Raw genomic sequence first — 25,105 nt, 5'->3', positions numbered from 1 at the left:
CAAATTAACGGTTCAGGAGTGCGCGGGTTTTCAGCTCGCACTCGAACAGGAATTCGAACGCCTCGATCTGGCGCAACGCATCACTCATGCGTGTCCCCCAGGTATACAGGCCGTGGCCACGGATCAGGTAGCCCACGCAATCGGAATGTTCGTCGAGCCACGGCTGCACTTTGGCGGCCAGGCGGGCGATGTCCTGGTCGTTGTCGAAAATAGGCACGCGCACCCGGGACTCGTGGGTCGACACGCCGCTGAAGGCTTTCTGCAGTTCATAGTCTTCGAAATCGATGAACGCTTCAGCCGTCAGGCGCGACAGCACCGTGGCGTTCACCGAATGAGTATGCAGCACCGCGCCGATCTCCGGGCGCCAGCGGTAGAGCTGGGTGTGCAACAGGGTTTCGGCGGAGGGTTTCTTGCCCGGTTCCAGGCTGTTGCCGTCCAGGTCAGTGGCCAGCACATCGTCAACGCCCAACTGCCCCTTGTGCTTGCCAGACACCGTAAGCAAGGCCTGGTCAGGGGCAAGACGGGCGGAGTAATTGCTGCTGGTGGCCGGGGACCAACCGCGGCCATACAGAAAACGCCCGGCGTCGATGATTTCCCGGGCAAGCTGTTCACGGGTAAGGCTCATGGCCTGTCCTCTTGCATACGTGTGGCAATGATAACGGCTGCAGCGAAGGCTGCGACGCTGGCGATACTGAAAGTCCAGGTGGCGCCCAAGGCGTTCCAGCTATAGCCGGAATACAACGCGCCCAATGCCCCGCCCGTACCGGCCAGCGCGGCATACAGCGCCTGGCCCTGGCCTTGTTGGCGGGAGCCGAAACTACGTTGCACGAAATGGATGGCAGCGGCGTGAAAGCTGCCGAAGGTCGCCGCATGCAGCACCTGGGCAAACAACAGCACCCAGAGAAATTCGGCCAATGAGCCCAGCAGCAACCAGCGCAAAGCCGCCAGCAGGAAACTCGCCAGCAGCACCCGCCGCACGGAAAACCGCGCCAGGATCCGGCTCATCACCAGGAACACCAGCACCTCGGCCACCACGCCCACGGCCCAGAGCACGCCGATCACCCCACGGCTGTAACCCAGCCGCTCAAGGTGCAGCGTCAGGAAGGTGTAATACGGCCCATGGCTCATCTGCATCAGACCGACGCACGCGTAGAAGGCCAGCACACCGGGGTTGCGCAGCTGGCGCAGGAATCCGTCGCCCACCACCCGTGGCCCCTGCACCGGTTGGGCATTGGGCACCCAGAAGCTGGCGAACACGATGCCGCCCATGATCAACACCAGCGCCAGCGGGTAGATGTCCAGGCTCAGCCATTCGAACAACCGGCCCAGCAGGACCACGGCGATGATGAACCCGATGGAGCCCCACAGGCGGATCTGGCTGTAGCGCGAGGCCTGCGCGCTCAGGTGGGCCAGGGTGATGACTTCGAACTGTGGCAGCACCGCATGCCAGAAGAACGCGTGCAAGGCCATGACCATCGCCAGCCAGGCGTAGCTCTTGTCGATGAAAATCAGGGAAAAGGTCAGCAATGTACAGACCGCGCCAAACCGCACGATTGCCAGGCGCTGGCCGGTGTAGTCCCCCAGCCAGCCCCAGATGTTCGGCGCCACGCAGCGCATCAACATGGGAATCGCCACCAGCTCGCCGATGCGCGCCGCGTTGAATCCCAGGTGATCGAAATACAGCGCCAGGAACGGCGCCGTCGAACCGAGCAGGGCGAAATAGAACAGATAGAAACTGGAAAGCCGCCAGTACGGCAGTGCCGCCATGGTCGTCAGGCCACGGCGGTCGGCAGGTCAGCCATCAAAGCTGACCCAACACCGGGGTGCTGACCCGTACATCGGCGTTCTGGCCGCGATGGCGCAGCAGGTGATCCATCAACACGATCGCCATCATCGCCTCGGCGATCGGCGTGGCACGGATACCGACGCACGGGTCGTGGCGGCCCTTGGTGATGACATCGACCGGGTTGCCGTGGATGTCGATGGAGCGGCCCGGCGTGGTGATACTGGACGTTGGCTTCAATGCCAAGTGCGCCACGATCGGCTGGCCCGAGGAAATGCCGCCGAGAATGCCGCCAGCGTTGTTGCTGAGGAAGCCCTGCGGGGTCAGTTCGTCGCGGTGCTCGGTGCCACGCTGGGCGACGCAGGCGAAACCGGCACCGATTTCCACGCCTTTCACCGCGTTGATGCTCATCAGCGCGTGAGCCAGTTCGGCGTCGAGGCGGTCGAAGATCGGCTCGCCAAGGCCGGGCATCACCCCTTCGGCCACCACGGTGATCTTCGCACCGACCGAATCCTGGTCCCGGCGCAGTTGGTCCATGTAGGCCTCAAGCTCTGGCACTTTTTCCGGATCGGGGCAGAAAAAGGCGTTCTGCTCCACTGAATCCCAGGTCTTGAACGGAATTTCGATAGGGCCCAACTGGCTCATGTAGCCACGGATCACGATGCCCTGGCTGGCCAGGTATTTCTTGGCAATCGCCCCGGCCGCCACGCGCATCGCGGTTTCCCGGGCCGAACTGCGGCCGCCGCCACGGTAGTCGCGCTCACCGTACTTGTGGTGGTAGGTGTAGTCGGCGTGGGCCGGACGGAACAGGTCCTTGATGGCCGAGTAGTCTTTGGACTTCTGGTCGGTGTTGCGGATCAGCAGGCCGATGGCGCAACCGGTGGTGCGGCCTTCGAACACGCCGGACAGGATCTCGACTTCATCGGCTTCCTGGCGCTGGGTGGTGTGGCGGCTGGTACCGGGCTTGCGGCGATCCAGGTCACGTTGCAGATCCTCCAGGGCAATCTCCAGGCCCGGCGGGCAGCCGTCGACAATGGCGACCAACGCCGGGCCATGGCTTTCGCCCGCGGTGGTGACAGTGAACAGCTTGCCGTAGGTATTGCCGGACATGCAGGGTGCTCCGTGAAATCGCTGAGAAACTCAATCTGGGATTCTTGATCGGCGCCAGTATACGCAGGCTGACTGCGTAGTTCATCCTCGAACCTTATCGGTGGCCGTCAGTCCAACCGGCACCTTCGCAACCAGTGGCGTGATGATGCTAAACCTGCGTGTCCTGAGCCTTACCCTGTTCATCAGTCTGTTTTCCAGCCTGGCCCAGGCGACGGTCCTGTTAAGACCGATCAGCCTCGACACCGGCCATGGGGAACTCTTCGGTTCACTGTTGCTGCCTAAATCCGACACGCCGGTGCCGGTTGTCCTGATCATTTCCGGGTCTGGGCCTACGGACCGCGACGGCAATAACCCCGAGGGTGGGCGCAACGACAGTCTCAAGCGCCTGGCCTGGGTCCTGGCCAAGCACAACATTGCCAGCGTGCGCTATGACAAGCGCGGCGTGGCCGCCAGCCTGGCCGCGACACCGGACGAACGCGACCTGAGCGTCGAGGCCTATGTCGCCGACGCCGTCGCCTGGAGCCGCAAGCTGGCCGCCGACCCACGGCTGGGCCCATTGATCCTGCTGGGCCACAGCGAAGGCGCATTGATCGCCAGCCTCGCCGCGCCCCAGGCCAATGCGGCAGCGGTCATCTCGGTGGCCGGTAGTGCCCGCCCCATCGACCAGGTGCTGCGCCAGCAATTGGGCAGCCGCCTGCCACCGCCGCTGATGTTGCGCAGCAATGAACTGCTGGACAGCCTCAAGGCCGGTCGCGTCGATGCGAACGTGCCGGCGCAGTTGCAGTTCATTTTCCGCCCCAGCGTGCAGCCGTACCTGATCTCGCTGTTCCGCCAGGATCCGTCCCAAGCGTTCGCGGCGCTGAAAGTGCCGGCCTTGATCATCCAGGGCAGTCATGACATCCAGGTCAGCGTCGATGACGCCCGGCAATTGAAGGCGGCCAAACCCGACGCCGAACTGGCGCTGATCGGGGGCATGAACCACGTGTTGCGTATCGTGCCCAACGACGAGAAACAGCAACTGGCATCTTATAAAAGCCCCGACCTGCCCCTGGCGGCGGCGCTCGGCACTCATATCCTGACCTTTATTGACTCGATAGCGGCCCGTTAAACGCTTTTAGCCCTCCAGTCCTGGAAAAAACGGCCGATAGACCGGTGTCGGACAGCGCATTGGCTGCCGACGAGCCGGCCAGGACAGGATTTCGCCGTTATGACTGAGACTGAAACTTCACCCGACACCACCGCCGAAACGCCCGCCACACCGGCGGCGGAGCTGCCATGGGCGGACGTGCAAGCCGAGCACCACAAGATGCTCCGGCTGGCCCCGCTCAAGACGGACCGTGCCACGGGCGCGCGGCCGCTGCGGTTTGTCGAATTCAGCTACGCCGAGCGCCACAGCAAGGAACGCAGCTTGTTGCGCATGAGCATCCAGTTGCCGGGCCAGCGCGTGCGCAAGGAACAGAACCACCTGGATGTCTGGGCCGATCACGTCGAAAAGCGCCTGCATTTTTCCCCGGACAGCCTGCAGACGGAGCCGATGAACCGCGGCATCGGCCGCTTCCTCGCGGCCCAGGCCATTACGTGGGCCAAGAAGCGCTGGTCCAGCTACCGGGTCGACGGCACCGACTTGAACAACAAGGACGCGCTGAACGAAGACACCCGACTGCGCCGCGACCGATTCCTGCAAGCCCATGGCTTCGAGGTGGTGTATGCCGACGCCCAGCACCTCAAGGGCAGCGTCAAGGATGCCCAGGTCGGTGACCTGAAAGGTGACTGGAATACCGAAAAGCTGCAGTTCGTGGAAATCCTCGAAGCCGCGCAAATGCTGCAACAGGCCGAGCAGAACCTGGCGGAACAGGAGGTCAAGCTCAAGCAGCAGGAGGAGAAGGTCAACAAGTTCAAGCGCGAAGACACCGGCCTGCGTTTCACCATCACCTGCCTTGTGGCGTTCGCCATGTTCCAGGCGGGTTTGCTGATCTGGATTGCGACGCGGCATTAAGACGGCGCACTGGGTGATCCTGTGGGAGCGAGCCTGCTCGCTCCCACAGGTATTGTGTTCCGCCAGTAGGCTTTGGGATAAATCCCAAAAGCTGTGGATCAAACCCGCGAAGCAAACAGCCCCTGATGCTGGCGGCACTGCTCCGCGCTGAGCATGAACACGCCATGCCCACCGCGTTCGAAATCCAGCCAGGCGAAATCGACTTCGGGGTACAACGCCTCGACATGCACCTGGCTGTTGCCCACCTCGACAATCAGCAACCCCTTCTCGGTCAGATGATCAGCCGCCTCGGCCAGCATCCGGCGAACCAGGTTCAAGCCGTCATCGCCACAGGCCAGACCCAGCTCCGGCTCATGCTGGTATTCCTGGGGCATGTCGGCGAAATCTTCCGCATCGACGTAGGGCGGGTTCGACACGATCATGTCAAAACGCTGCCCCGGCAGACCGTCGAAACCATCGCCCTGGACAGTGAATACCCGCTCATCGACGCCATGGCGCTCGATGTTCTGGTTGGCCACTTCCAGCGCCTCGAACGACAGGTCGGCCAGCACCACTTCGGCCTCAGGAAACTCATAGGCACAAGCGATACCGATGCAGCCGGAACCGGTGCACAGGTCGAGGACTCGCGCAGGGGCCTGGGCCAGCCAGGGTTCGAAGCGTTTTTCGATCAGTTCACCGATGGGCGAGCGCGGAATGAGCACGCGTTCGTCGACAATGAATGACATCCCACAGAACCAGGCCTCGCCCAACAGGTAGGCCGCAGGGATCCGCTCCGCGATACGTCGCTGCAACAGGCGCTGCACATGGACCAATTCGTCGTCTTCCAAGCTGCAATCCAGGTAGCTGTCGGCGATTTCCCACGGAAGGTGCAGCGCGCCCAACACCAACTGGCGGGCTTCATCCCACGCATTGTCGGTGCCATGGCCGAAAAACAGATCCTCCCCATGGAAACGGCTGACGGCCCAACGGATATGGTCGCGCAGGGTACGAAGACGGGAAGTGATCACGGCGGCAAACTCCAGAAAAAACGACTGGCGAGTCTAACAGCCAAACGCGCCGCCACCCAAACGTGCCTCAAGGACGACTGAAAACGCCAGAGCACTCGTAGGAACCTTCCGTTTTTTGCACTCACCATTGAACAAGACAGCCATCTTGACAAGGCTGTAGGCCAGCAACGACGGCGCTTGCGATGGAAGCGATTCACAGAACCGCTCAGCCAGAGGACAATGTCGCAAAAGCCCCACCCGAAGGAGCCCCAGAATGTCCGTTCCAAAAACGATGTTTCAACTCAGCGGTCGTGGTTACGCAGCGGCCAACCTGAGTCAAGCGACCCTGATCATCATCGATGCCCAGAAAGAATACCTCGCCGGCCCCCTGGCCCTGAGCGGCATGGATGCAGCGGTTGCGAACATCAGGCAATTGCTCGGCGCGGCCCGTGCCGCCGGCCGGCCGATCGTCCACGTGCGCCACCTGGGCACCCATGGCGGGCTGTTCGATCCACAGGGTGAGCGCGGCGAATTCATTCCAGGCCTCGAACCCCAGGGTGACGAAACCATTATCGGCAAGCTGCTGCCCAGCGCCTTCCATGGCACCGAATTGAAAAAGCGCCTGGAAGAGTTTGGCCCCCTGGACCTGATCGTCTGCGGGTTCATGAGCCATTCCAGCGTCAGCACTACCGTTCGCGCCGCCAAGAACCTGGGCTTTCGCTGCACCCTGGTTGAAGACGCCTGCGCCACCCGCGACTTGCCCCACAAGGGCGGCGTCCTGAGCGCCGAACACGTGCATCAGACCGAAATGGCGATCATGGCGGATAACTTCGCCACCCTGGCCCTGACCCACGATTTGATCTGATTGCCCTCGATGAGCGGCCGCGTCCGCCGCTCATCCGCAAAAGACTCTCATTAGCTCTAGCCTCAGGAACAACCCGAACATCTTCCGGTCGAAGGGCCGATACCCACTGAGGAAGATCGGAATGAAGTTATCCGATGGTTTTGACGCACGTCGCTTGCGGCCCAAAGGCCCGAGCAACTGGCGGTTTCGTTTTGGCGCGGCCATCGCGGCGCTTCTGGCAACACTCGGCGTCCTGTTGGCCATGGCCGGTGCCGCCAGCCTGTTGGGCCGCCCGCCCGCGCTGGGCGACTTGAATGCCACCCCGCTTGGTTCGGCGATCATTCTGGCCGTGGGTCTCCTGGTCCTGTGGCTGGGTGTCTGGTTCTGGCGCCGCTGCCGCCGTCGCGCCCGCCAGTCCCTGGAACTGGCCATGGCTCCGCACCTGATGAAAAAGCACGACTGACCCGCCATCCGACGTTTTGTCGCGCCCGATCCCGCCGGACTTCGGTAAACTGATCGGCCTTCGCGGAGGCTGACATGCAAGACGACGATTTTTCCCTGTTCAAAAGTGCGATCCAGGGCGTTAAACCGATCAAACACGATCGCGCCGACACCGGCAAACCCAAAGCCGACCGCGCACAGATCGCCAAGCTGCGCCAGGCCGCCACCGTGCGCGCCGATGCCACGGCCGTGGACGGATTGTCCGATCAGTTCGTGATCGACGTAGGTCCCGAAGACGAGTTGATGTGGGCCCGGGACGGCGTCCAGGAAAGCCAGATGCGCAAGCTGAAGGTCGGCCAGATTCCCTTCGAAGGCAGCCTCGACCTGCACGGCATGAGCGTCGAAAAAGCCCGGGAAACCCTCTGGGCCTTCCTCGCCGAAGCCACGAAGTTCGAGATCCGCTGCGTGCGCGTCACCCACGGCAAGGCCGTGCGACTGGATGGTAAGCGGCCGATGATCAAGAGCCACGTCAACACCTGGCTGCGCCAGCATCCACAAGTGCTGGGTTTCACCTCCTGCCAGGCGAAACACGGTGGCGCCGGGGCGGTGTACGTGATGCTCAAGCGCACCATGATGGAAGGCCGCGACGAGTAGCCCTCGATTGCCGAGCTTGCAGCGCCGTGTCCGCCACCGTACCCTTGCCCTTTGCGTAAAATCCCACAGGTAGTTTCATGTCTCTGGAACAGAATTACACCGCGATTCTCGGCCAACTGGGCGAGGACGTTTCCCGCGAGGGTCTGCTCGACACGCCCAAGCGCGCTGCCAAGGCCATGCAGTACCTCTGCCGTGGTTACGAACAGACCCTCGAAGAAGTCACCAACGGTGCCTTGTTCAGCTCCGACAACAGCGAAATGGTGCTGGTCAAGGACATCGAGTTGTACTCGTTGTGCGAGCATCACCTGCTGCCGTTCATCGGCAAGGCCCATGTGGCCTACATCCCGAGCGGCAAGGTGCTGGGGCTGTCGAAAGTAGCGCGGATCGTCGACATGTATGCGCGTCGCCTGCAGATCCAGGAAAACCTCAGCCGCCAGATCGCCGACGCGGTCCAGCAGGTCACCGGCGCTCTGGGCGTGGCGGTGGTGATCGAGGCCAAGCACATGTGCATGATGATGCGCGGTGTGGAAAAGCAGAACTCTTCGATGATCACCTCGGTGATGCTCGGTGAGTTCCGTGAAAACGCCGCGACCCGCAGCGAGTTCCTCAGCCTCATCAAGTAAGCTGTCGTTCGAGAAAAACCGGCATCGATCGCCGGTTTTTTTTCGCCCGTGAAAAATCAGGTAAGCTGCGCGCCCTCTTCTTCCCTGCCGCGAGGCTTATACCGTGATCGTCAAAGCGCTTCGAGTTGGTTTGGGCCAACTGATCATCTTCATCGACTTCATCACCCGTCCTGGCAAGAAACAACGCCCGGCCGATGCCCAGGCGCAGGTCGACCAGGCCGCCCGCAGCCTGACGCTGTATCAATTCCACGCGTGCCCGTTCTGCGTGAAAACCCGCCGTACCCTGCGCCGCCTCAACGTGCCGGTGGCCCTGCGCGATGCGAAGAACAACGAACAGGATCGCCAGACACTGCTGGAGCAAGGCGGCAAGATCAAGGTGCCGTGCCTGCGTATCGAAGAGAATGGGCAGACCACCTGGATGTATGAATCCAAAGTGATCATTGATTACCTGGACAAGCGGTTTTCGGCAGCCTGATAGATGAGTGGTGTGTTCAGGGCCTCTTCGCGAGCAAGCCCGCTCCCACAGGGATCGTCGTTGAATACACATTCGTGTTCACCCTGTCCACTGTGGGAGCGGGCTTGCTCGCGAAGGGGCCAGCAAAACCACTGTAAGATTTCCTGATATCAGGCAGCTTGCGCAGCCATAGCCGCCCGCACCACCCCCGCCAACCGCTTGAGCCCTTCATCCATCCGCGCCGGGTCGATGTGGCTGAAGTTCAAGCGCAAGTGCCCCGGATGCTGATCCGGCTCAGGGAAAAACGGCTCTCCCGGCATGAACGCCACATCCGCCGCCAGCGCAGCAGCGAGCAACGTGCGGGTGTCCAGCGGTTGCTTGAGGGTCAGCCAGAAAAACAGCCCGCCCTGGGGCATGTTCCAGTCCGCGATGTCGGAAAAATGCGTGTGCAATGCAGCCTGGAACCGGTCACGACGATCCCGGTAGAAATCCCTCAACTCGCCGAGATGGCTGCGGTACTTCTCGCTGCCGATCCATTGCAGTGCCTGCCATTGGCCGATGCGATTGGTGTGCAGATCCGCCGATTGCTTGAGCCGCAGCAGGTGCGGGAACAGGTCCGGGCTGGCAATCAGGTAACCCACCCGCAGCCCCGGCAACAGGGTTTTCGAAACGGTGCCGGTGTAGATCCAACTGGCTTTCTTCAAGCGGCTGACAATCGGCGTGGCGCTGCCGCCGTCGAAGGTCAGTTCGCGGTAGGGTTCGTCTTCGATCAGGGTCACGTCGAATTCATCCAGCAAGGCCGCCACCGCGTCGCGCTTGGCCTCGCTGTAGCGTACTGCCGAAGGGTTCTGGAACGTGGGGATCAGGTAGATGAACGCCGGTCGATGCTGTTCCAGGCGTGCCCGCAACTGTCTCAGGTCCGGCCCATCGGCCTGCAAGGGAACGGTGATGCAGTCGGCGCCGAACAGCTGGAAAATCTGCAGCGCCGCCAGGTAGGTCGGCGCTTCCAACATGATCTCGGTACCGACGTCGATGTGCAGCTTCGCCGCCAGGTCGAGGGTCTGCTGCGAGCCGCTGACCACCAGCACCTGACTTGCCTCGCAAGCCAGGCCCAACGCCCGTGCCTGCGCCGCCAGGGCTTCGCGCAGGGCCGGCTCCCCTTCGCTCATGCCGTATTGGCCCATGGTCAGGGGCATAGCGTCCCACTCCACTTTCGGCAGCATGGCTTCGGCGGGCAGACCGCCAGCGAACGACATCACCTCAGGGCGTTGGGCCGCCGCGAGGATTTCTCGAATCAAAGAACTTTTGAGGCGCGAGACACGTTCGGAAAAAGCCATGGGGACCACCTGTAGCGAGGCATTGGGGAAATGAGTCAAACTTGTTGACTGAAATTACTCCGACCTCTCTGGATACGTCAATATGATTGACCTTAAAAACCCGACTTCCCAGCAAATGGCCATGGAAGCGTTTTTCTTCGGCTACCAGGCGTTCACCGCCAAAGCCGATGAAATGCTCGAGCGTCGTGGGTTGAGCCGGGTGCATCAGCGCATCGTTTTCTTCGTTGCCCGGTATCCGTCCCTCAGCGTGAAAGAATTGCTGGCCCTGCTGGGGGTCACCAAGCAGGCCCTGAACATGCCGTTGCGGCAGTTGATGGAAATGCATCTGGTCAACAGCGTCGCCTCCGAGACCGACAAACGTAAGCGGCTGCTGGCGTTGACGGAGGAAGGCGCGCGGTTCGAACAGGCGTTGCGGCGCGAGCAGGTGAAGTTGCTGGAACGGGTGTTTGCCGAGGCGGGGGAGGAAGCGGTGAATGGCTGGTTGGCGGTGAACCTGGGGTTGGGGAAGGCTTAGCTCAGGTATTGCCTGGGCCTGCTCGCGATAGCGTCCTACCAGGCGATATATCTCTATCGCCGGACATTTCGCCCACAAACCATAAAACATTATTTGCTTTATTTGTATACAAAAGCATAATCCGCTTCGTGCGAGTTTCTGACCAAAAGGTCAACTACTTCGCCAGCCTTACCTGCCTCAAGGCGCGCAAGCCTCCCCCCGCAAGGCCTGCAACGCCGGAAATAACAATAAAACTGTTGAGGAGTACTCGCTGTGGAAAGCCGCAAACCCGAAGCCCGGACGCTGGACCTCTCGCCGCCACTACGAAGTGGCTGGCTGGAACGCATCTTCAAACTCAGCGTGCATGGCACCACGGTGAAGACCGAGCTGATCGCCGGCCTGACGACCTTCATCACCATGGCCTACATCATTTTCGTCAACCCCAACATCATGGCCGATGCCGGTATCGACCACGGCGCGGCGTTCGTCGCCACCTGCATCGCCGCCGCCCTCGGTTGCCTGTTGATGGGCCTGTATGCCAACTGGCCGGTGGGCCTGGCACCGGGCATGGGCCTGAATGCCTTTTTCACCTACACCGTGGTCGGCACCATGGGCTATAACTGGGAAACCGCGTTGGGCGCGGTGTTCATTTCCGGCGTGCTGTTCATGATCCTGACCCTGTCACGGGTCCGTGAGTGGCTGCTCAACAGCATTCCGGTGAGCCTGCGGTTCGCCATGGGCGCGGGGGTCGGGTTGTTCCTCGGACTGATCGGCCTGAAGACCGCCGGGATCATCGTCGACAGCCCCGCCACCCTGATCAGGCTCGGCTCGTTGCGTGAACCCGGCCCGCTGCTCGCCGCCGTGTGCTTTCTGATGATTGCCGTGCTCAGTTATCACCGGGTATTCGGTGCGATCCTGATCAGCATCATCGCTGTGACCCTGGCCGGCTGGGGCCTGGGCCTGGTGCAATACAACGGTGTGATGTCGACGCCACCGAGCCTGGCGCCGACCTGGATGGCGATGGATGTGGCCGGGGTGTTCAACGTCAGCATGATCAGCGTGGTGCTGGCTTTCCTGTTCGTGCATATGTTCGACACCGCCGGCACCTTGATGGGCGTGGCTCAGCGTGCCGGGCTGGTGAAGGCCGATGGCCGGATCGAGAACCTCTCCCGCGCCCTGAAGGCCGACAGCGCTTCCAGCGTGTTCGGCGCCATGGTCGGTGTGCCGCCGGTGACCAGCTACGTGGAAAGCGCTGCCGGTGTCGCGGCAGGTGGCCGCACGGGGCTTACCGCAGTGACCGTCGGCGTGCTATTTATTGCCGCTATGTTCTTCGCGCCGCTGGCCGGGATGATCCCCGCCTACGCCACCGCCGGTGCCTTGATCTACGTCGCCATGCTGATGATGGGCGGTATGGCCCATATCGAATGGGACGAGCCGACCGACAGCATTCCGGCCATCGTCACGGCGATCATGATGCCCCTGACCTTTTCGGTCGCCGACGGTATCGCACTGGGTTTCATCACCTACGTGGTACTCAAGGCTGGCACCGGTAAACGCAAGGAAATTTCCGTCAGCCTGTGGGTGCTCTGCGCGATCTTTATCGCCAAGTTCATCTTCTTGTAAGCGACACCGTGTCCACCCGCCTCACCCATCGGGTGAGGCTTTTGTATATCAGGAGCAAAGCAATGAATCTGGAAACCTGGCTGTTGTTCAGTGGCGCCGCACTGGTGGTGATTCTCATCCCTGGCCCCCTGTCGTTGTTGATGATCGGCAACAGCCTGAACTACGGCCTGCGTCGCTCGTACCCGGCATTCCTGGGTGGAGTGATCGCCTCGATCTGCTTGTTGAGCGCCTCGGCATTGGGGCTTGGGGCACTGCTGCTGGCCTCGGAAAAACTGTTCAGTGCCCTGAAGATCGTCGGCGCGCTGTACCTGTTCTACCTGGCCTGGCAGAGCTGGCAGCAATCGCGACAACCCTCCCAAGGCGCCGAAGTGCCCCAGGCCGCCACCGTCCCGCGCTTTCGCGCGCTGTTTGGCCGGGCATTCGTGCTAGGCGCCAGCAACCCGAAAGACATCCTGTTTTTCGCCGCGTTCCTGCCGCAGTTCCTGAGCGCCGGGCAACCTCTGCTGCCCCAACTGCTGATCATGATCGCCACCTGGACCGTCCTCGACCTGCTCTGCAAGCTGGCCTACGGCCTCGGCGCCCATGGCGCGGCGCGGTACCTGCGTACCGGTAAAGGCCAGAGCTGGTTCAATCGCATCAGTGCAGGCTTGTTTGGCGGCGCGGGCGCAGCGTCGTTATTGTCCGCCCACTGAGTGGCAAAACGAGGCAACAACCCATCGATATACACCGTCCAGGAAAACATCTTACATAGAGGGCCATTCAATCATCGTTGAACAAGGACGTTCACAATGGCCAAGGTCATTCAACCCCCCTCCGTGTTTGCCGAGCAAGGCATCGTCATTACGGATATAGGTTTGCACGCCAATGCGCGCACAACCGAAACGCTCGACTTCAAAGTTGCCAATCAATCGCAGCTCAGTTCAGAACTCAAGCAACGACAGGCGCAACTTGAAGTTGTGGATAAACTTTACGGCCCGTTCCATATCGGTTCCGTGGCGGTCACCCGTTCAGCTTTGAATGCACTCGGCGCAACAACCGACGGACAGCCCCTGAACGGCGAGAATACTTTTTTTCGCATCCCCAATCGCTTTTTCCTGAACTCACTGCAGTTCAATGCCAGTGACATCGAAACCCGTATAAGACTCACCGGCGACGCAAACGACTATCGACTGCCAACGTTGCTGTTCGAACTGGCCAGCCAGAGGTCACGCTCCGCGCAATCATTGTTGCGCAAAGAACCTGAAACCCAGACTGAGCCGGGGCGTTATCGAAACACACTTGAAAGGCTGTTGAGCGCGGCCCGACACCTCGACACCCAAGCGCTGGTGCAACGGTCATCCAGTTGGATCAACCAGGCCAAGAGCCAGGCCCTCATTCCCACGGGCCTGGGGCTGCAAGCCTTCGGAATCTACAGCGGCTTGCGGGGTCTGCAAGACGCCATCCGAGACAAGGATGCCTACCAGACGGTTTTCAACGGGGCCAGCGTGGCCGCCGAAGTGGCGTCCATCGGTGTCGAAGCACTGGTCACTCGCCAAGCCACCCAGATGATCAAGGCCGGCCAGCGTTCCCTCGGGGATTTCGCCAAAACGACCTTTGCCATCCGGCTGGCGCGTGGAAGCGGCCTGATTGCCAGCGTGCTCACACTGCCTTTCGATATCATCGCTGCGGTCGACTCGTTCAAGGCCGCCGCCGGCTCCACCGGCCGCGAGGCCACCGACCACTACGTCAACGCAGCCTTGAGCGTGACCAGTGCCGCCATGGCCGTGACCCTCGGTGTCGCGGCGCTGGCCGGGTTCACATCAGCGGGTCCCGCGGGCTTGGCCGCCGGGCTTATCCTGGTGATAGGCTCACAGATCTGGGGCGCGATCCGCCAAGTCGATGAAATCGACGATTACATACAACTCACCGTCCACGAGCGCCTTCGCACGGGCTGGTTCGCCTTCTGGACGATCAGCCCCGATGACGATATCCAGGAGCGCTACACCGTCGCCAAGGCCACCGCAGAACAGACGAAGCGACTCCAGGCCAATGCCTTGCACCTCCTCAGGGGACCATTGAAGGACAGCACTGAAGCGATCGTAAATGGCAAGTTCACCGTAGAACTCGAACGGGTCACCTACAACACCTGGAATTGGTGGACCGGGGAAGGGTATCAGGCAACCGCCGTGCGTCCCCGGCTCAAGGACAGCGATGACTGGATCGATGCACGCAGCGGCGTTACGGCCGAGACACCCGGCGCAGTCATGGGAGCGACGGCAGACCACAAAGGCATTCACTGGTCCATCGGCGGCGGCAACGATACTGTTCTGGGCGTTGAAAACAAGCCCAACGTCTTCCATTACGGAAGAGGCGTCAAGGCACTGACCGGCGGCACGAAGGATGATGTGTTCATTTTCGAGGGAGCGCCCGAGATCGTCGCCGGGAACGCGGCGCCCAGACCTAACCGCCTGGTAGGTGGAGCAGGCAATGACACGCTGATTCTAGCGGGCGGTCCCAGCGACAATCAGCAGCCACCACTGGGTTATCAGGTAGACCTGGCCGCCGGGCAAGTCAGCGTCATCACCCAAGCCGCTCATGGAACAGCGAGCGGCGCCTATCGCTCTAGCGTCCTTGAGAGCATTGAACATGTCGAACTGCTTGAGGGCGGGACGAACGTCATCAAGGGTACGGATGGTCCGAACATCATCAAATCCCGCGGTAACGATTCGATCGAGGCCGGCGCGGGTGATGACCAGATCTCCATCCTCGGGGGTAATAACCGCGAGGCCGCTGGAGGCCCTGGCGAGGACGTCTACACCATCGCTCATAAACCGGGACATGTATCGATCACCGAAGACGGCGTAGGTAACAGCGTCATCGCACTGGACTGGCGAGCGGACCTGATTGAAAGCTGGGCAATTGAAGCAGGCGACCTGGTGCTGGTTTCGGGCTTCGACTCGAACGATTGGGACGCGCGCAAGGTCACCGTCAACAACGTCTATGGCGACACTGCATACCCGCGGTCCTTACAAAACGACAAACTGACGTTCATCACAAAAGATGGTTTCCATTGGGTACCTGACCTGCCCGACAACATCGAAAACGGCAACTGGCTCGCCATCGAAGCCGTCATGGTGCAACAAGGAACGCCACGAAACCCGGCCATCCTGAATGACAAAAGCGAGCAATCGATCGCCCACGACAAAGATACGAGCTATTACGTTTCCCGTCTGATCGAACTGACCACACTCAACGTCAAACGAAAAAGTGAATTCTCCACCACACTCCATCTGGACTACGCCCACTCCGAACTGACACGGATCGAAGCCCACTACAGCGCCCATGTCATTCGGGAAGACGAATCGGACACGGTGAAGTATGGAGCGTGCGGCCTGACGCTGCACTGTGGCAATCGCCGGATCATCGTGAATAACCTGGCCAGCTCCGATGAGCGTTATACCGCTCGACAACCCGCTACGGGGCGACGTGCATTTTCCGCCCTCGGTCCGAATCATACGGTCATCCTGATTTTGAATGACGGGTCCTCCTACCGTCTGGCCCTACCGTCTCCCGACTATGGTTTGTTGCTGGACAATACGTTCATAGACAAGGATCCGGTGAAGTGGAAAACGGAAATACCACTGCCACTCACGCCGACAAAAAGGAAATACGCCTATCTTCAGCCCTTGGATAAAAAGCCCTATTACATGGGCAACCGGGCGACCTGCGCCCTGCTCACTTCAGCCGCTGTACAAACGGGTGTCGAAGTCCTGATTGGCCAAGGTTCCAGCTACCTTGTCCACCTGGGCCCGAACATGACACTACGCCTCTCCACGCCAGGCGCACTGGCCAGCGCCAATCCCCGGTTACCCCAGGCCTCCCGGTGGGAATTCGACGCCACGCAGCTCGGCCAGGTCGAGATAAAACTGGCATCCAACCTGTTGCAAATCGGCGGAACGGTCATTCATCTTCCCACTTATGAAGTGGACGACCTTGTGGACCAGATACGCGTCATCACTGCACAGGGTATCGTGTATGCGGTCGATAGCTTGTTCGAAAGCGTTTATGTAGAAGCGCTGGACGGTCGGTACTTTGCGCCCCCACTCGACCCCGATGTCACGTTACCCGTGGAACTTTCCAAGTTGTCGTCCGAACAACTAAGAGTCTTCAATGTTGCCGTCAAAGATGGCGCTCCCGGCACCCTCAGCTATCACTTCAAAACACGCAAGTGGACCCTGGACACGAATAAGTCCCGTGTCATCACGGCACTGGATCTTAGAAAAACAAACTTGTGCGACCATCATCTCAAGATCTATCAGGAGGTGGCCCGGGAAGGCCTCAGCCAACATCCCCCGCTGAGCGACGAGGCCCTGCGTTCATTGCGGGAACAATGTACCAGGTTGGTAGAAGGTTTAACGCTGAGCAGGTCGTTGATGCTCGCCCAGGCGATCGCCTTGGGTCCGACGTTTGCCAGAGAGTTACCTTATATGAACTGGATACTCTCGCCGGACAAGCTCCTTTCCGACCCAACATAACCTCATGCAGGTTTTTCCTGATATTTAGTTCCAACGCAATATATATGTAGTGCACCTGTGCGGTTTTTTTCCATGAACATCTTCAAGGCGACAATCAGCCACCCGTTACAAGTCATATTCATTATTGATATTCAAGAGCCGAACATTCAATGAGTCCAAGAAAAAACACCCGACCCAATGTTTCAACTTCGTCCTCCGAGACATCCCGTACCAGTCGCGATACAACGCCGGAAAGTTCGCCCAGAAGTCCCATGAGGACGGAAGGAACGGGCCAGGCATCCGTCTCGCCGTCGGGAAGACACACCGAAGCGCCTGAATCCCAGCCCACGACCTTCCAGGTATCTGAAATTCCCCAACAGGGGGCCGCCCAAGGAGAAGCCGCCCCGGTGTCACTGGACAATTACCACCTTTCACCCGAACTGGTCCCCCTGTTATCGGCGCCAGACCCGACCTCTGGCATCCGGACGTTCAGGACACGCACATACGTCGAGCTTGAAGACGGTGCAACGGTATTGCTGGGGCGCGATGCCGAACAGAACTACCGGGCGCGATTGAGCACCGAGCTTATTGCCTCCGGACCACGCCTGGAACAAGTGGAAGACAGTCTCCTGTGGCGGCGGGCTCCCCAGCTGGTCGAGCCAGACAGCAGTGACTCCCCTCAGACCATTACCCTCCACAGCCTGTCGGACGATGAATCGTCCGAAGCCAGCGCGCCCAAACGCCAGCGCACGACGTCGCCCGCACAAAGTGAAGCCGCTGTACAAAGCCCGGCGGTATTCAGACGGGATTGGGCGTTCGAGCCCACGCTGACACGGCCGCACTTCATCACCGTGAACGATGTTCACTACAAGGTGATGACCCGCATGCAAGCGCGAGATTACCCGATCACCTACATCCAGCCTCCCAGCCATCCCGCCTATGATTTCGACGTGCTGGAGGCCATCCTCAGGCATACGCCTGACGAGCAACCCAGGGCTGTCATACGCGTTCCGCCGGATAATCACTGGGAGATCGACGCCAGGCTGCCCTTCGAAAAGCCACTGACGGCTTACGTCAGGGACGTTTTCCCGGAGGTCACGACCGTCACCCTGGAGAACATCGCCAGAAAGCAATTCGAACTGGTCAACAGCTCGACCTACGCTGACGCAGCGGGGCTGACCGCCCTCAGGCAGATTTTTCACAGTTGGCAACAGGGTACCCCTTCGCCGCACCCGCAATGGAGCGATCCATTGTTGATGCTTCCGACTCTTCCAACCTCTTCAGGCGTTACGAGCACCTCGCGCGCAATCGAACTGCCCTTCCCGTCCACGACGGGCACCTTGAGTCGGCTGGATTTCGACCCCATGCGATTCCGACGACAGTGGGATTTCTTCCTCTCGACCTATTCGACAGTGGACTTCAAACGCTTCATGGCCGGCCTTCTGAGCCGCAATGGCTATACGGTCATGGGGCCCAACAACTTCAACAGTTTTCCGGCATTGGTATTTCGGCGCGCAGGGCACGACTATCTGTTTTTCATGAGCCTGCACCGCACTCGGATCCCGAAGCTGTCCCTGCCCACCCACACCAACCCCAACACGACCGGCATTAACCTGGAAACCCAGGTCGGCGACGCCGCCGCGCAAGCCGTCAAGGACGCCCATGCGGCCAACAAGATCATCTGGCTCAAGGGCGGCTCCCAGATCCTGCCAGGCTACGCCGACACCGTCTTTATCATCCGGGACGACAATGCCCGGCTGTAAACGGGCAGGCGAAAAAAAGCCCGCAGTGTGAGCGGGCAAAAAAACCAAGGACGCGCCATGCGCAGGCGCTTCCAGGAGCAAGCGGCCGCCTGGGGTCAGCTGCCGCGATAGGTTGAATAAGCGTAAGGCGAAATCAGCAGGGGCACGTGATAGTGCTCCTGCTCGGCCGAGATGCCGAAGCGCAGCACCACCACATCAAGGAAGGCCGGATCGGGCAATTGCACGCCCCGGGCGCGGTAGTAATCGCCGGCATGGAATTGCAGTTGATAGACCCCCGAACGGTAGTCCTCCCCTTGCAGCAGCGGCGCATCGCAACGGCCATCGCTGTTGGTCGACGCGCTGGCGACGAGGTGCAACTGTGGGCCTTCCACGCGGTACAGCTCGATCTTGATCGAGCTGCCCGGGCAGCCGTGTGCAGCATCCAAAACGTGAGTAGTCAAACGTCCCATTGATTGTGCGCGCCTCGCTGCTGGGCAGCCCGGCCCGACGCCTCCTGAATCAGTTGAAAGACAAGCCGCACCGTTTCAGAGCATGAAACACCGCGGCGATGGACGAATTAAGACACTTTAAATAGAAATTGTACACAATAAAAAACACACACCTGCCCTGCCCTTTGCCCGCTCGCCCTTAAGCTCAGGTTCGAACCAGACCAAAGGATACACGGCTCTTCTAATGATTAATTGACCAAACCGGCAGATTTCTTGCAGTGTAGGACCATTCAGGGGGGTGATGAAAAATGCAGAAAAACGGGCTTACAAATCGCGCATAAAGTTGTATACAATCAACCCATCGTCGTGACGCCAGCTTGTGCCTCATCGCCCAGGCGCCACCTACATGGTACGAACAAGAAGGAAGACTGCAGTGAGCGCTGACTACCCACGCGACCTGATCGGTTACGGCAGTAACCCTCCCCATCCCCACTGGCCGGGCAATGCCCGCATCGCCCTGTCCTTCGTACTCAACTACGAGGAAGGCGGCGAGCGCAACATCCTGCACGGCGACAAGGAGTCCGAAGCGTTCCTTTCCGAGATGGTCGCGGCGCAACCGCTGCAAGGCGAGCGCAACATGAGCATGGAGTCACTGTACGAGTATGGCAGCCGCGCCGGTGTCTGGCGGATCCTCAAGCTGTTCAAGCAATTCGATATCCCGCTGACCATCTTCGCCGTGGCCATGGCCGCCCAGCGCCATCCGGACGTGATCCGCGCCATGGTCGCCGCCGGTCACGAAATCTGTAGCCACGGCTATCGCTGGATCGACTACCAATACATGGATGAAGCCCAGGAACGCGAGCACATGCTCGAAGCGATCCGCATCCTCACCGAGATCACCGGCGAACGCCCGCTGGGCTGGTACACCGGCCGCACCGGCCCCAACACCCGCCGGCTGGTGATGGAAGAAGGCGGCTTTCTCTATGACAGCGACACCTACGACGACGACCTGCCCTACTGGGAACCGAACACCCCCAACGGCAAGCCGCACCTGGTGATTCCGTACACCCTCGATACCAACGACATGCGCTTCACCCAGGTACAGGGGTTCAACAACGGCGACGACTTCTTCCAATACCTCAAGGATGCTTTCGATGTGCTGTATGCCGAAGGTGCCGAGGCGCCGAAGATGCTCTCCATCGGCCTGCACTGCCGCCTGATCGGCCGTCCTGCCCGCCTCGCCTCCCTCAAGCGTTTCCTCGAGTACGCCAGGGGCCATGAGCAGGTCTGGTTCAGCCGTCGCGTCGACATCGCCCGCCACTGGCAGCAGACCCATCCGCACCCTGGAGCCGCCCAATGACCGCGTTCCAGACCCTCAAGCCGTCGACTTTGAGCCGCGAGGCGTTCGTCGATGCCTTCGCCGACATCTACGAACACTCGCCATGGGTCGCCGAAAAGGCCTTCGACCTGGGCCAGGACCCGTCGATCGACGAGATCGAAACCCTGCACCAGCGCATGAGCGACATCCTGTTGAGCGCCGACCATGCCAGTCAGTTGGCACTGATCAACGCTCACCCGGACCTGGCCGGCAAAGCCGCCGTCCAGGGCCAACTGACCGAAGCCAGCACGAACGAACAGGCCGGCGCCGGTATTCACCAATGCACGGTCGAAGAGTTTCAACGCTTCACCGAGCTGAACGAGGCCTACAAGGCCAAGTTCAAGTTTCCCTTCATCATGGCGGTAAAAGGCAGCAACCGGCACCAGATCCTCGCGGCGTTCGAAACCCGCATCCATAACCCGGTGGACACCGAGTTCAAATGCGCGCTGGCGGAGATCAACAAGATCGCGCTGTTCCGACTACTGACCCTTTAGCGAGCAGCCTGAGTCCAGGCCTGCAAGCATCCCCAGCCAACTTATTAAAGGCAGACAAGAAGAATGAAAGCTTACGCCGTACCTTTCGAGAAGTTCGTCAACCTGGCCGACGCCCGTCTCGGCACGAAGATCATCAGCGTCACCGATGACTGGTTCGCCGATGCCAACCGTCTGTTCCAACCAACGCCGGCCGTGTGGAAGGAAGGCGTGTTCGATGACAACGGCAAGTGGATGGACGGCTGGGAGTCGCGTCGCAAGCGCTTCGAAGGCTACGACAGCGCCGTGATTCGCCTGGGCGTACCGGGTTCGATCAAGGGCGTGGACATCGACACTTCATTCTTCACCGGCAACTATCCACCGTCGGCGTCCCTGGAAGCCTGCTTCCTGGCCGAGGGCGAACCGGACGACAACACCCAGTGGACCGAAGTACTGTCGGCCGTCGAGCTACAAGGCAACAGCCACCACTACCACGAAATCAGCAACGACCAGGCCTTCAGTCATCTGCGTTTCAACATCTACCCCGATGGCGGCGTGGCCCGGTTGCGGGTCTACGGCATCCCGTATCGCGACTGGTCGGCCGTCGGCGACAACGAACAGATCGACCTGGCTGCCGCCCTCAACGGCGGTCGTGCCCTGGCATGCTCCGACGAACATTTCGGGCGCATGAGCAACATCCTCAACCCGGGCCGTGGCGTCAATATGGGCGACGGCTGGGAAACCGCCCGCCGCCGCACGCCAGGCAACGACTGGGTCATCGTCGCCCTGGGCCATGCTGGCGAGGTCGAGAAAATCATCGTCGACACCCTGCACTTCAAGGGTAACTACCCCGACAGCTGCTCGATCCAGGGTGCCTTCGTCAAGGGCGGCACCGACAGCCAGATCGAAACCCAGTCGCTGTTCTGGCGCGAGCTGTTGCCCAGCCAGAAACTGGAGATGCACGCGGAACACACCTTCGCCGAGCAGATCAAGGCCCTGGGCCCGATTACCCACATCCGCCTGAATGTGTTCCCGGATGGGGGCGTGAGTCGGCTGCGGGTGTTGGGCAAGGTCGCGAAGTAAGCGGCGCGCCCTTCGCGAGCAAGCCCGCTCCCACAGGGGAATGCATTTCAAATGTGGGAGCGGGCTTGCTCGCGAAGGCGCCAGAACAAACAACACAAAATTTTGGATTAAGAAGACCAGCATGCGCACACTCAAGATCGAACCCTTGACCAAAGAAGCCTTCGCCCCCTTCGGTGACGTGATCGAAACCGACGGCAGCGATCACTTCATGATCAACAACGGTTCGACCATGCGCTTCCATCGCCTGGCAACGGTTGAAACCGCCACGCCGGACGACAAGGCGATCATCAGCATTTTCCGCGCCGACGCACTGGAGATGCCGTTGACCGTGCGCATGCTGGAGCGCCATCCGCTGGGCAGCCAGGCGTTCATTCCGCTGCTCGGCAACCCCTTTCTGATCGTGGTCGCGCCACTTGGCGATGCACCTGTATCAGGCTTGGTCCGCGCCTTCGTCACCAACGGCAGGCAGGGCATTAATTACCATCGCGGCGTCTGGCACCACCCGGTGCTGACGATCGAAAAGCGGGATGACTTCCTGGTGGTTGATCGCAGTGGCACAGGCAATAACTGCGATGAGCATTTCTTTGAAGAGGATGAGTGTTTGATCCTCGATCCCCACCAATAAGAGAAGCGTCCGATCACGCGAGAACAAGCGTGACGGGCGAGAGGTAACGACTGTGGAAGCACATTTGCTGGAATGGCTGAACCTGAGCATCCGCTGGGTTCATATGATCACTGGCGTGGCCTGGATCGGCGCGTCGTTCTATTTCGTCTGGCTGGAAAACAACCTCAATCGCGTCAACCCCAGGAGCGGCCTGGCCGGTGACCTGTGGGCGATCCACGGTGGCGGCATCTACCACCTGGAGAAATACAAACTTGCGCCACCGTCCATGCCGGACAACCTGCACTGGTTCAAATGGGAAGCCTACTTCACCTGGATGTCGGGCATCGCCTTGCTGTGCGTGGTGTTCTATTGGAACCCGACCGTCTACCTGCTGGCCCCCGGCAGCGGCCTGAGCGGTCCCGAAGGCGTCGCCTTGGGCATCGGCTCGTTGTTCGTCGGCTGGTTCGTCTATTCCTTTCTCTGCGACTCGGCCCTGGGCAAGCGCCCGGCCCTGCTCGGTGCGATCCTGTTCGTGCTGCTGATCGCCGCGGCCTACGGGTTCAGCAAGGTGTTCAGCGGTCGCGGTGCCTACCTGCATGTCGGGGCAGTCATCGGCACGATCATGGTGGGCAACGTGTTCCGTATCATCATGCCGGCACAGCGTGCGCTGGTCGCCGCCATCGCCGAGAACCGCACGCCCGATCCGGCGTTGCCGGCCAAGGGCTTGCTGCGCTCGCGCCACAACAACTACTTCACCCTGCCGGTGCTGTTCATCATGATCAGCAACCACTTCCCGAGCACCTACGGCAGCCCGTACAACTGGCTGATCCTCGCCGGGATCGCGGTGGCGGCGGTGTTGGTGCGTCATTACTTCAACACCCGTCACGACAGCAACCGGTTTGCCTGGACGCTGCCAGTCGGCGCCCTGGCGATGATCTGCCTGGCGTATGTCACCGGGCCCAAGCCTGTGTCTACCGCCCCCGACGTGGCCAAGGCACCAGCGGTCATCGAGTACCAGCCACTGCCGGAAACCGCCGTGGGCGGTGGCGCCAAGCCGCAAACCGCGCCGGCACAACCTGCCGCAGCGCCGGCCCAGGCCGCCAACGCCCAGGGCCCTTCGTTCGAAAAGGTGCACAGCGTGATTCAGGAACGCTGCTCGGTCTGCCATTCGGCCAAGCCCACCAGTCCGCTGTTCAGCGCGGCACCGGCCGGGGTGATGTTCGATACGCCACAGCAGATCCAGCAACAGGCCGCGCGTATCCAGGCCCAGGCCGTGACCACGCAGATCATGCCCCTGGGCAACATCACCCAGATGACCCAACAGGAACGGGACCTGATCGGCGCGTGGATTACCCAGGGCGCGCCGACCAACTGAGCCCCCCCTACCCAGTCCGACTGAACCCGTTACACGCACTACCTGACAGGCGACCCGGTCGCCTGTCAGCCACTCCCTGCATCTCGACAAATATTGCTCCAGACAGCTGAACGAGCCCTTCGGGAATCTTTCCCTGGGCTCGGCCACCAGGATTTGCCACAAGCAAAAACCTGACCGAACGGATGTTTTACTGGAGAAAAAAGGCGCCACACCAGAGCGCTGACAAAAAAGCGGTACCACTTACCTTGGGAGCAAACCGAATGAAACGTACGTGCACCTGCCTGACACTCGCAGGATCCTTGCTGGCCGGCGGCCAGGCCATGGCCGACGATCTGTTCCAATGGCAGAACAATAGCCTGACCTACCTGTACGGTAAGGATTTCCAGGTCAACCCGCGCATCCAGCAGACGGTGACCTTCGAACACGCCGATGCCTGGAAATACGGCGATAACTTCTTTTTCCTCGACCGGATTTTCTACAACGGCAAGGAGGACGGCCAGTCGGGACCGAACACCTACTATGGCGAGTTCAGCCCGCGTTTGTCGTTCGGCAAGATCTTCGACCAGAAACTGGAAGCGGGACCGATCAAGGACGTCCTGCTGGCCATGACCTATGAGTTCGGTGAAGGCGACAACGAGTCCTATCTGATCGGCCCGGGCTTCGACCTGGCCATCCCTGGCTTCGATTACTTCCAGCTGAACTTCTACAACCGCCAGACCGAAGGCCCACGCGCTGGCGACAACGTCTGGCAGATCACCCCGGTCTGGGCATATACGATTCCCGTGGGCTCATCCGACATCCTGATCGACGGTTTCATCGACTGGGTGGTGGACAACGACAGCAATGCCAAGGGTACCTCCCACGCCAACCTGCACATCAACCCGCAGATCAAGTATGACCTGGGCAAGGCGCTGAACCTGGGTGCCAAGCAGCTGTATATCGGTGTGGAATATGACTACTGGAAGAACAAATACGGGATCGAGGACAACGAAGGGTTCAAGACCAACCAGAGCAATACGAGCTTCTTGCTGAAGTATCATTTCTGATTGATCCACAGCAAGCCATGTGGGAGCGGGCTTGCTCGCGAAAGCGGTGGGTCAGTCGGCGTTGATGTTGAATGATAAGCCGCCATCGCGAGCAGGCTCGCGATGGCGATGGCTCAGTGGG

24 protein-coding genes are annotated in these 25,105 nt (G+C 60.5%); 18 read left to right on the top strand and 6 right to left on the bottom strand.

From position 1 onward, the window contains the following. Positions 1 to 4: 4 nt before the first annotated feature. From FBX99_RS25810 to aroC, 3 genes are read right to left on the bottom strand one after another with little or no spacing between them, the layout of a single operon-like run. Positions 5 to 625: a methylthioribulose 1-phosphate dehydratase gene (locus FBX99_RS25810; protein ID WP_145133333.1), complete on the bottom strand. Its 621-nt coding sequence runs from the start codon at positions 623 to 625 to the stop codon at positions 5 to 7. Next, positions 622 to 1,767 (bottom strand): MFS transporter, encoded by a 1,146-nt coding sequence (locus tag FBX99_RS25805; RefSeq protein WP_144929618.1) that lies wholly within the window; start codon positions 1,765 to 1,767, stop codon positions 622 to 624. The genes FBX99_RS25810 and FBX99_RS25805 overlap by 4 nt, the downstream gene beginning before the upstream one ends. A gap of 34 nt (positions 1,768 to 1,801) precedes the next feature. Continuing rightward, positions 1,802 to 2,893: a chorismate synthase gene (aroC, locus tag FBX99_RS25800; RefSeq protein WP_144929619.1), complete on the bottom strand. Its 1,092-nt coding sequence runs from the start codon at positions 2,891 to 2,893 to the stop codon at positions 1,802 to 1,804. A gap of 142 nt (positions 2,894 to 3,035) precedes the next feature. Between aroC and FBX99_RS25795 the strand changes: the two genes are divergently transcribed. Together FBX99_RS25795 and FBX99_RS25790 are read left to right on the top strand one after the other, a co-directional pair. Then, entirely contained in the window at positions 3,036 to 4,001 is a 966-nt protein-coding gene (locus FBX99_RS25795; RefSeq protein WP_145133340.1) for an alpha/beta hydrolase, read from the top strand. Positions 4,002 to 4,100: 99 nt separating this feature from the next. Then, positions 4,101 to 4,889, top strand: coding sequence for a hypothetical protein (locus FBX99_RS25790; RefSeq protein WP_144929620.1), 789 nt, complete (start codon positions 4,101 to 4,103; stop codon positions 4,887 to 4,889). Between the two features lie 98 nt (positions 4,890 to 4,987). Here FBX99_RS25790 and prmB read toward each other — a convergent pair whose 3' ends face one another. Further along, complete coding sequence (prmB, locus tag FBX99_RS25785; protein ID WP_144929621.1) at positions 4,988 to 5,896, bottom strand: 50S ribosomal protein L3 N(5)-glutamine methyltransferase; 909 nt, start codon at positions 5,894 to 5,896, stop codon at positions 4,988 to 4,990. A gap of 253 nt (positions 5,897 to 6,149) precedes the next feature. On the opposite strand from prmB, the gene FBX99_RS25780 reads away from it, so the two are divergent. The 5 genes from FBX99_RS25780 to FBX99_RS25760 all read left to right on the top strand — a co-directional run bounded on the left by FBX99_RS25780 (position 6,150) and on the right by FBX99_RS25760 (position 8,912). Continuing rightward, positions 6,150 to 6,740 carry a cysteine hydrolase family protein gene (locus FBX99_RS25780; protein ID WP_144929622.1) on the top strand — a complete coding sequence of 197 codons (591 nt, stop codon included), beginning with the start codon at positions 6,150 to 6,152 and terminating at the stop codon, positions 6,738 to 6,740. A 121-nt stretch (positions 6,741 to 6,861) separates the two neighbouring features. Then, positions 6,862 to 7,182: a hypothetical protein gene (locus tag FBX99_RS25775; protein ID WP_139648980.1), complete on the top strand. Its 321-nt coding sequence runs from the start codon at positions 6,862 to 6,864 to the stop codon at positions 7,180 to 7,182. A 74-nt stretch (positions 7,183 to 7,256) separates the two neighbouring features. Beyond that, positions 7,257 to 7,814, top strand: coding sequence for a Smr/MutS family protein (locus tag FBX99_RS25770; protein WP_144929623.1), 558 nt, complete (start codon positions 7,257 to 7,259; stop codon positions 7,812 to 7,814). 77 nt (positions 7,815 to 7,891) lie between these two features. Further along, positions 7,892 to 8,437, top strand: a complete 546-nt coding sequence (folE, locus tag FBX99_RS25765; protein WP_003204506.1) for a GTP cyclohydrolase I FolE — start codon at positions 7,892 to 7,894, stop codon at positions 8,435 to 8,437. A 103-nt stretch (positions 8,438 to 8,540) separates the two neighbouring features. After that, positions 8,541 to 8,912: a glutathione S-transferase N-terminal domain-containing protein gene (locus FBX99_RS25760; RefSeq protein ID WP_144929624.1), complete on the top strand. Its 372-nt coding sequence runs from the start codon at positions 8,541 to 8,543 to the stop codon at positions 8,910 to 8,912. A gap of 149 nt (positions 8,913 to 9,061) precedes the next feature. On the opposite strand, the gene FBX99_RS25755 is transcribed toward FBX99_RS25760, so the two are convergent. Then, the gene (locus tag FBX99_RS25755; RefSeq protein WP_144929625.1) at positions 9,062 to 10,228 is read right to left on the bottom strand and encodes a PLP-dependent aminotransferase family protein; all 1,167 of its coding nucleotides are present in this window, start codon (positions 10,226 to 10,228) and stop codon (positions 9,062 to 9,064) included. Between the two features lie 82 nt (positions 10,229 to 10,310). Between FBX99_RS25755 and FBX99_RS25750 the strand changes: the two genes are divergently transcribed. The 5 genes from FBX99_RS25750 (at position 10,311) to FBX99_RS25730 (ending at position 18,600) form a co-directional block, all read left to right on the top strand. Next, a complete protein-coding gene (locus tag FBX99_RS25750) occupies positions 10,311 to 10,742 on the top strand; it encodes a MarR family winged helix-turn-helix transcriptional regulator (protein ID WP_144929626.1) in 432 nt (143 codons plus the stop codon). A 252-nt stretch (positions 10,743 to 10,994) separates the two neighbouring features. Beyond that, positions 10,995 to 12,344 (top strand): NCS2 family permease, encoded by a 1,350-nt coding sequence (locus FBX99_RS25745; protein ID WP_144929627.1) that lies wholly within the window; start codon positions 10,995 to 10,997, stop codon positions 12,342 to 12,344. Positions 12,345 to 12,406: 62 nt separating this feature from the next. Beyond that, positions 12,407 to 13,036, top strand: coding sequence for a LysE family translocator (locus FBX99_RS25740; protein ID WP_144929628.1), 630 nt, complete (start codon positions 12,407 to 12,409; stop codon positions 13,034 to 13,036). A 96-nt stretch (positions 13,037 to 13,132) separates the two neighbouring features. After that, on the top strand, positions 13,133 to 16,858 hold the full coding sequence (locus FBX99_RS25735) for a calcium-binding protein (protein WP_178112073.1): 3,726 nt from the start codon (positions 13,133 to 13,135) through the stop codon (positions 16,856 to 16,858). Positions 16,859 to 17,244: 386 nt separating this feature from the next. Next, entirely contained in the window at positions 17,245 to 18,600 is a 1,356-nt protein-coding gene (locus FBX99_RS25730; RefSeq protein ID WP_145133331.1) for a hypothetical protein, read from the top strand. A 95-nt stretch (positions 18,601 to 18,695) separates the two neighbouring features. Here the strand turns inward: FBX99_RS25730 and uraH are convergent, their stop codons facing one another. Continuing rightward, positions 18,696 to 19,049, bottom strand: coding sequence for a hydroxyisourate hydrolase (gene uraH, locus FBX99_RS25725; RefSeq protein ID WP_144929630.1), 354 nt, complete (start codon positions 19,047 to 19,049; stop codon positions 18,696 to 18,698). 412 nt (positions 19,050 to 19,461) lie between these two features. Between uraH and puuE the strand changes: the two genes are divergently transcribed. The 6 genes from puuE to FBX99_RS25695 all read left to right on the top strand — a co-directional run bounded on the left by puuE (position 19,462) and on the right by FBX99_RS25695 (position 24,984). Further along, complete coding sequence (puuE, locus tag FBX99_RS25720; RefSeq protein ID WP_144929631.1) at positions 19,462 to 20,388, top strand: allantoinase PuuE; 927 nt, start codon at positions 19,462 to 19,464, stop codon at positions 20,386 to 20,388. Continuing rightward, entirely contained in the window at positions 20,385 to 20,900 is a 516-nt protein-coding gene (uraD, locus tag FBX99_RS25715; protein WP_145133329.1) for a 2-oxo-4-hydroxy-4-carboxy-5-ureidoimidazoline decarboxylase, read from the top strand. Before puuE ends, uraD begins: the two co-directional genes overlap by 4 nt. 63 nt (positions 20,901 to 20,963) lie before the next feature. Next, complete coding sequence (alc, locus tag FBX99_RS25710) at positions 20,964 to 21,959, top strand: allantoicase (RefSeq protein WP_144929633.1); 996 nt, start codon at positions 20,964 to 20,966, stop codon at positions 21,957 to 21,959. Between the two features lie 121 nt (positions 21,960 to 22,080). After that, positions 22,081 to 22,584, top strand: coding sequence for an ureidoglycolate lyase (locus FBX99_RS25705; protein WP_047698874.1), 504 nt, complete (start codon positions 22,081 to 22,083; stop codon positions 22,582 to 22,584). A gap of 52 nt (positions 22,585 to 22,636) precedes the next feature. After that, entirely contained in the window at positions 22,637 to 23,938 is a 1,302-nt protein-coding gene (locus FBX99_RS25700; RefSeq protein WP_145133328.1) for a urate hydroxylase PuuD, read from the top strand. Between the two features lie 260 nt (positions 23,939 to 24,198). Then, the gene (locus tag FBX99_RS25695) at positions 24,199 to 24,984 is read left to right on the top strand and encodes an outer membrane protein OmpK (protein ID WP_144929635.1); all 786 of its coding nucleotides are present in this window, start codon (positions 24,199 to 24,201) and stop codon (positions 24,982 to 24,984) included. Positions 24,985 to 25,105: the final 121 nt, after the last annotated feature.

The organism is Pseudomonas sp. SJZ074, assembly GCF_007828215.1.
In the GTDB taxonomy this organism is placed as follows: domain Bacteria; phylum Pseudomonadota; class Gammaproteobacteria; order Pseudomonadales; family Pseudomonadaceae; genus Aquipseudomonas.
Note: the sequence above shows the minus strand (reverse complement) of the source record. Positions and strands in the feature narration are given on the sequence as shown.

Excerpts from the sequence above, each read along its gene's own strand:
- uraH (WP_144929630.1), bottom strand. The coding sequence starts at position 19,049 with ATGGGACGTTTGACTACTCACGTTTTGGATGCTGCACACGGCTGCCCG.
- folE (WP_003204506.1), top strand. The coding sequence starts at position 7,892 with ATGTCTCTGGAACAGAATTACACCGCGATTCTCGGCCAACTGGGCGAG.
- aroC (WP_144929619.1), bottom strand. The coding sequence starts at position 2,893 with ATGTCCGGCAATACCTACGGCAAGCTGTTCACTGTCACCACCGCGGGC.
- FBX99_RS25790 (WP_144929620.1), top strand. The coding sequence starts at position 4,101 with ATGACTGAGACTGAAACTTCACCCGACACCACCGCCGAAACGCCCGCC.
- FBX99_RS25735 (WP_178112073.1), top strand. The coding sequence starts at position 13,133 with ATGGCCAAGGTCATTCAACCCCCCTCCGTGTTTGCCGAGCAAGGCATC.
- FBX99_RS25770 (WP_144929623.1), top strand. The coding sequence starts at position 7,257 with ATGCAAGACGACGATTTTTCCCTGTTCAAAAGTGCGATCCAGGGCGTT.
- FBX99_RS25740 (WP_144929628.1), top strand. The coding sequence starts at position 12,407 with ATGAATCTGGAAACCTGGCTGTTGTTCAGTGGCGCCGCACTGGTGGTG.
- FBX99_RS25695 (WP_144929635.1), top strand. The coding sequence starts at position 24,199 with ATGAAACGTACGTGCACCTGCCTGACACTCGCAGGATCCTTGCTGGCC.
- FBX99_RS25750 (WP_144929626.1), top strand. The coding sequence starts at position 10,311 with ATGATTGACCTTAAAAACCCGACTTCCCAGCAAATGGCCATGGAAGCG.
- uraD (WP_145133329.1), top strand. The coding sequence starts at position 20,385 with ATGACCGCGTTCCAGACCCTCAAGCCGTCGACTTTGAGCCGCGAGGCG.
- FBX99_RS25705 (WP_047698874.1), top strand. The coding sequence starts at position 22,081 with ATGCGCACACTCAAGATCGAACCCTTGACCAAAGAAGCCTTCGCCCCC.
- FBX99_RS25810 (WP_145133333.1), bottom strand. The coding sequence starts at position 625 with ATGAGCCTTACCCGTGAACAGCTTGCCCGGGAAATCATCGACGCCGGG.
- FBX99_RS25780 (WP_144929622.1), top strand. The coding sequence starts at position 6,150 with ATGTCCGTTCCAAAAACGATGTTTCAACTCAGCGGTCGTGGTTACGCA.
- FBX99_RS25805 (WP_144929618.1), bottom strand. The coding sequence starts at position 1,767 with ATGGCGGCACTGCCGTACTGGCGGCTTTCCAGTTTCTATCTGTTCTAT.
- FBX99_RS25755 (WP_144929625.1), bottom strand. The coding sequence starts at position 10,228 with ATGGCTTTTTCCGAACGTGTCTCGCGCCTCAAAAGTTCTTTGATTCGA.
- FBX99_RS25795 (WP_145133340.1), top strand. The coding sequence starts at position 3,036 with ATGATGCTAAACCTGCGTGTCCTGAGCCTTACCCTGTTCATCAGTCTG.
- FBX99_RS25775 (WP_139648980.1), top strand. The coding sequence starts at position 6,862 with ATGAAGTTATCCGATGGTTTTGACGCACGTCGCTTGCGGCCCAAAGGC.
- alc (WP_144929633.1), top strand. The coding sequence starts at position 20,964 with ATGAAAGCTTACGCCGTACCTTTCGAGAAGTTCGTCAACCTGGCCGAC.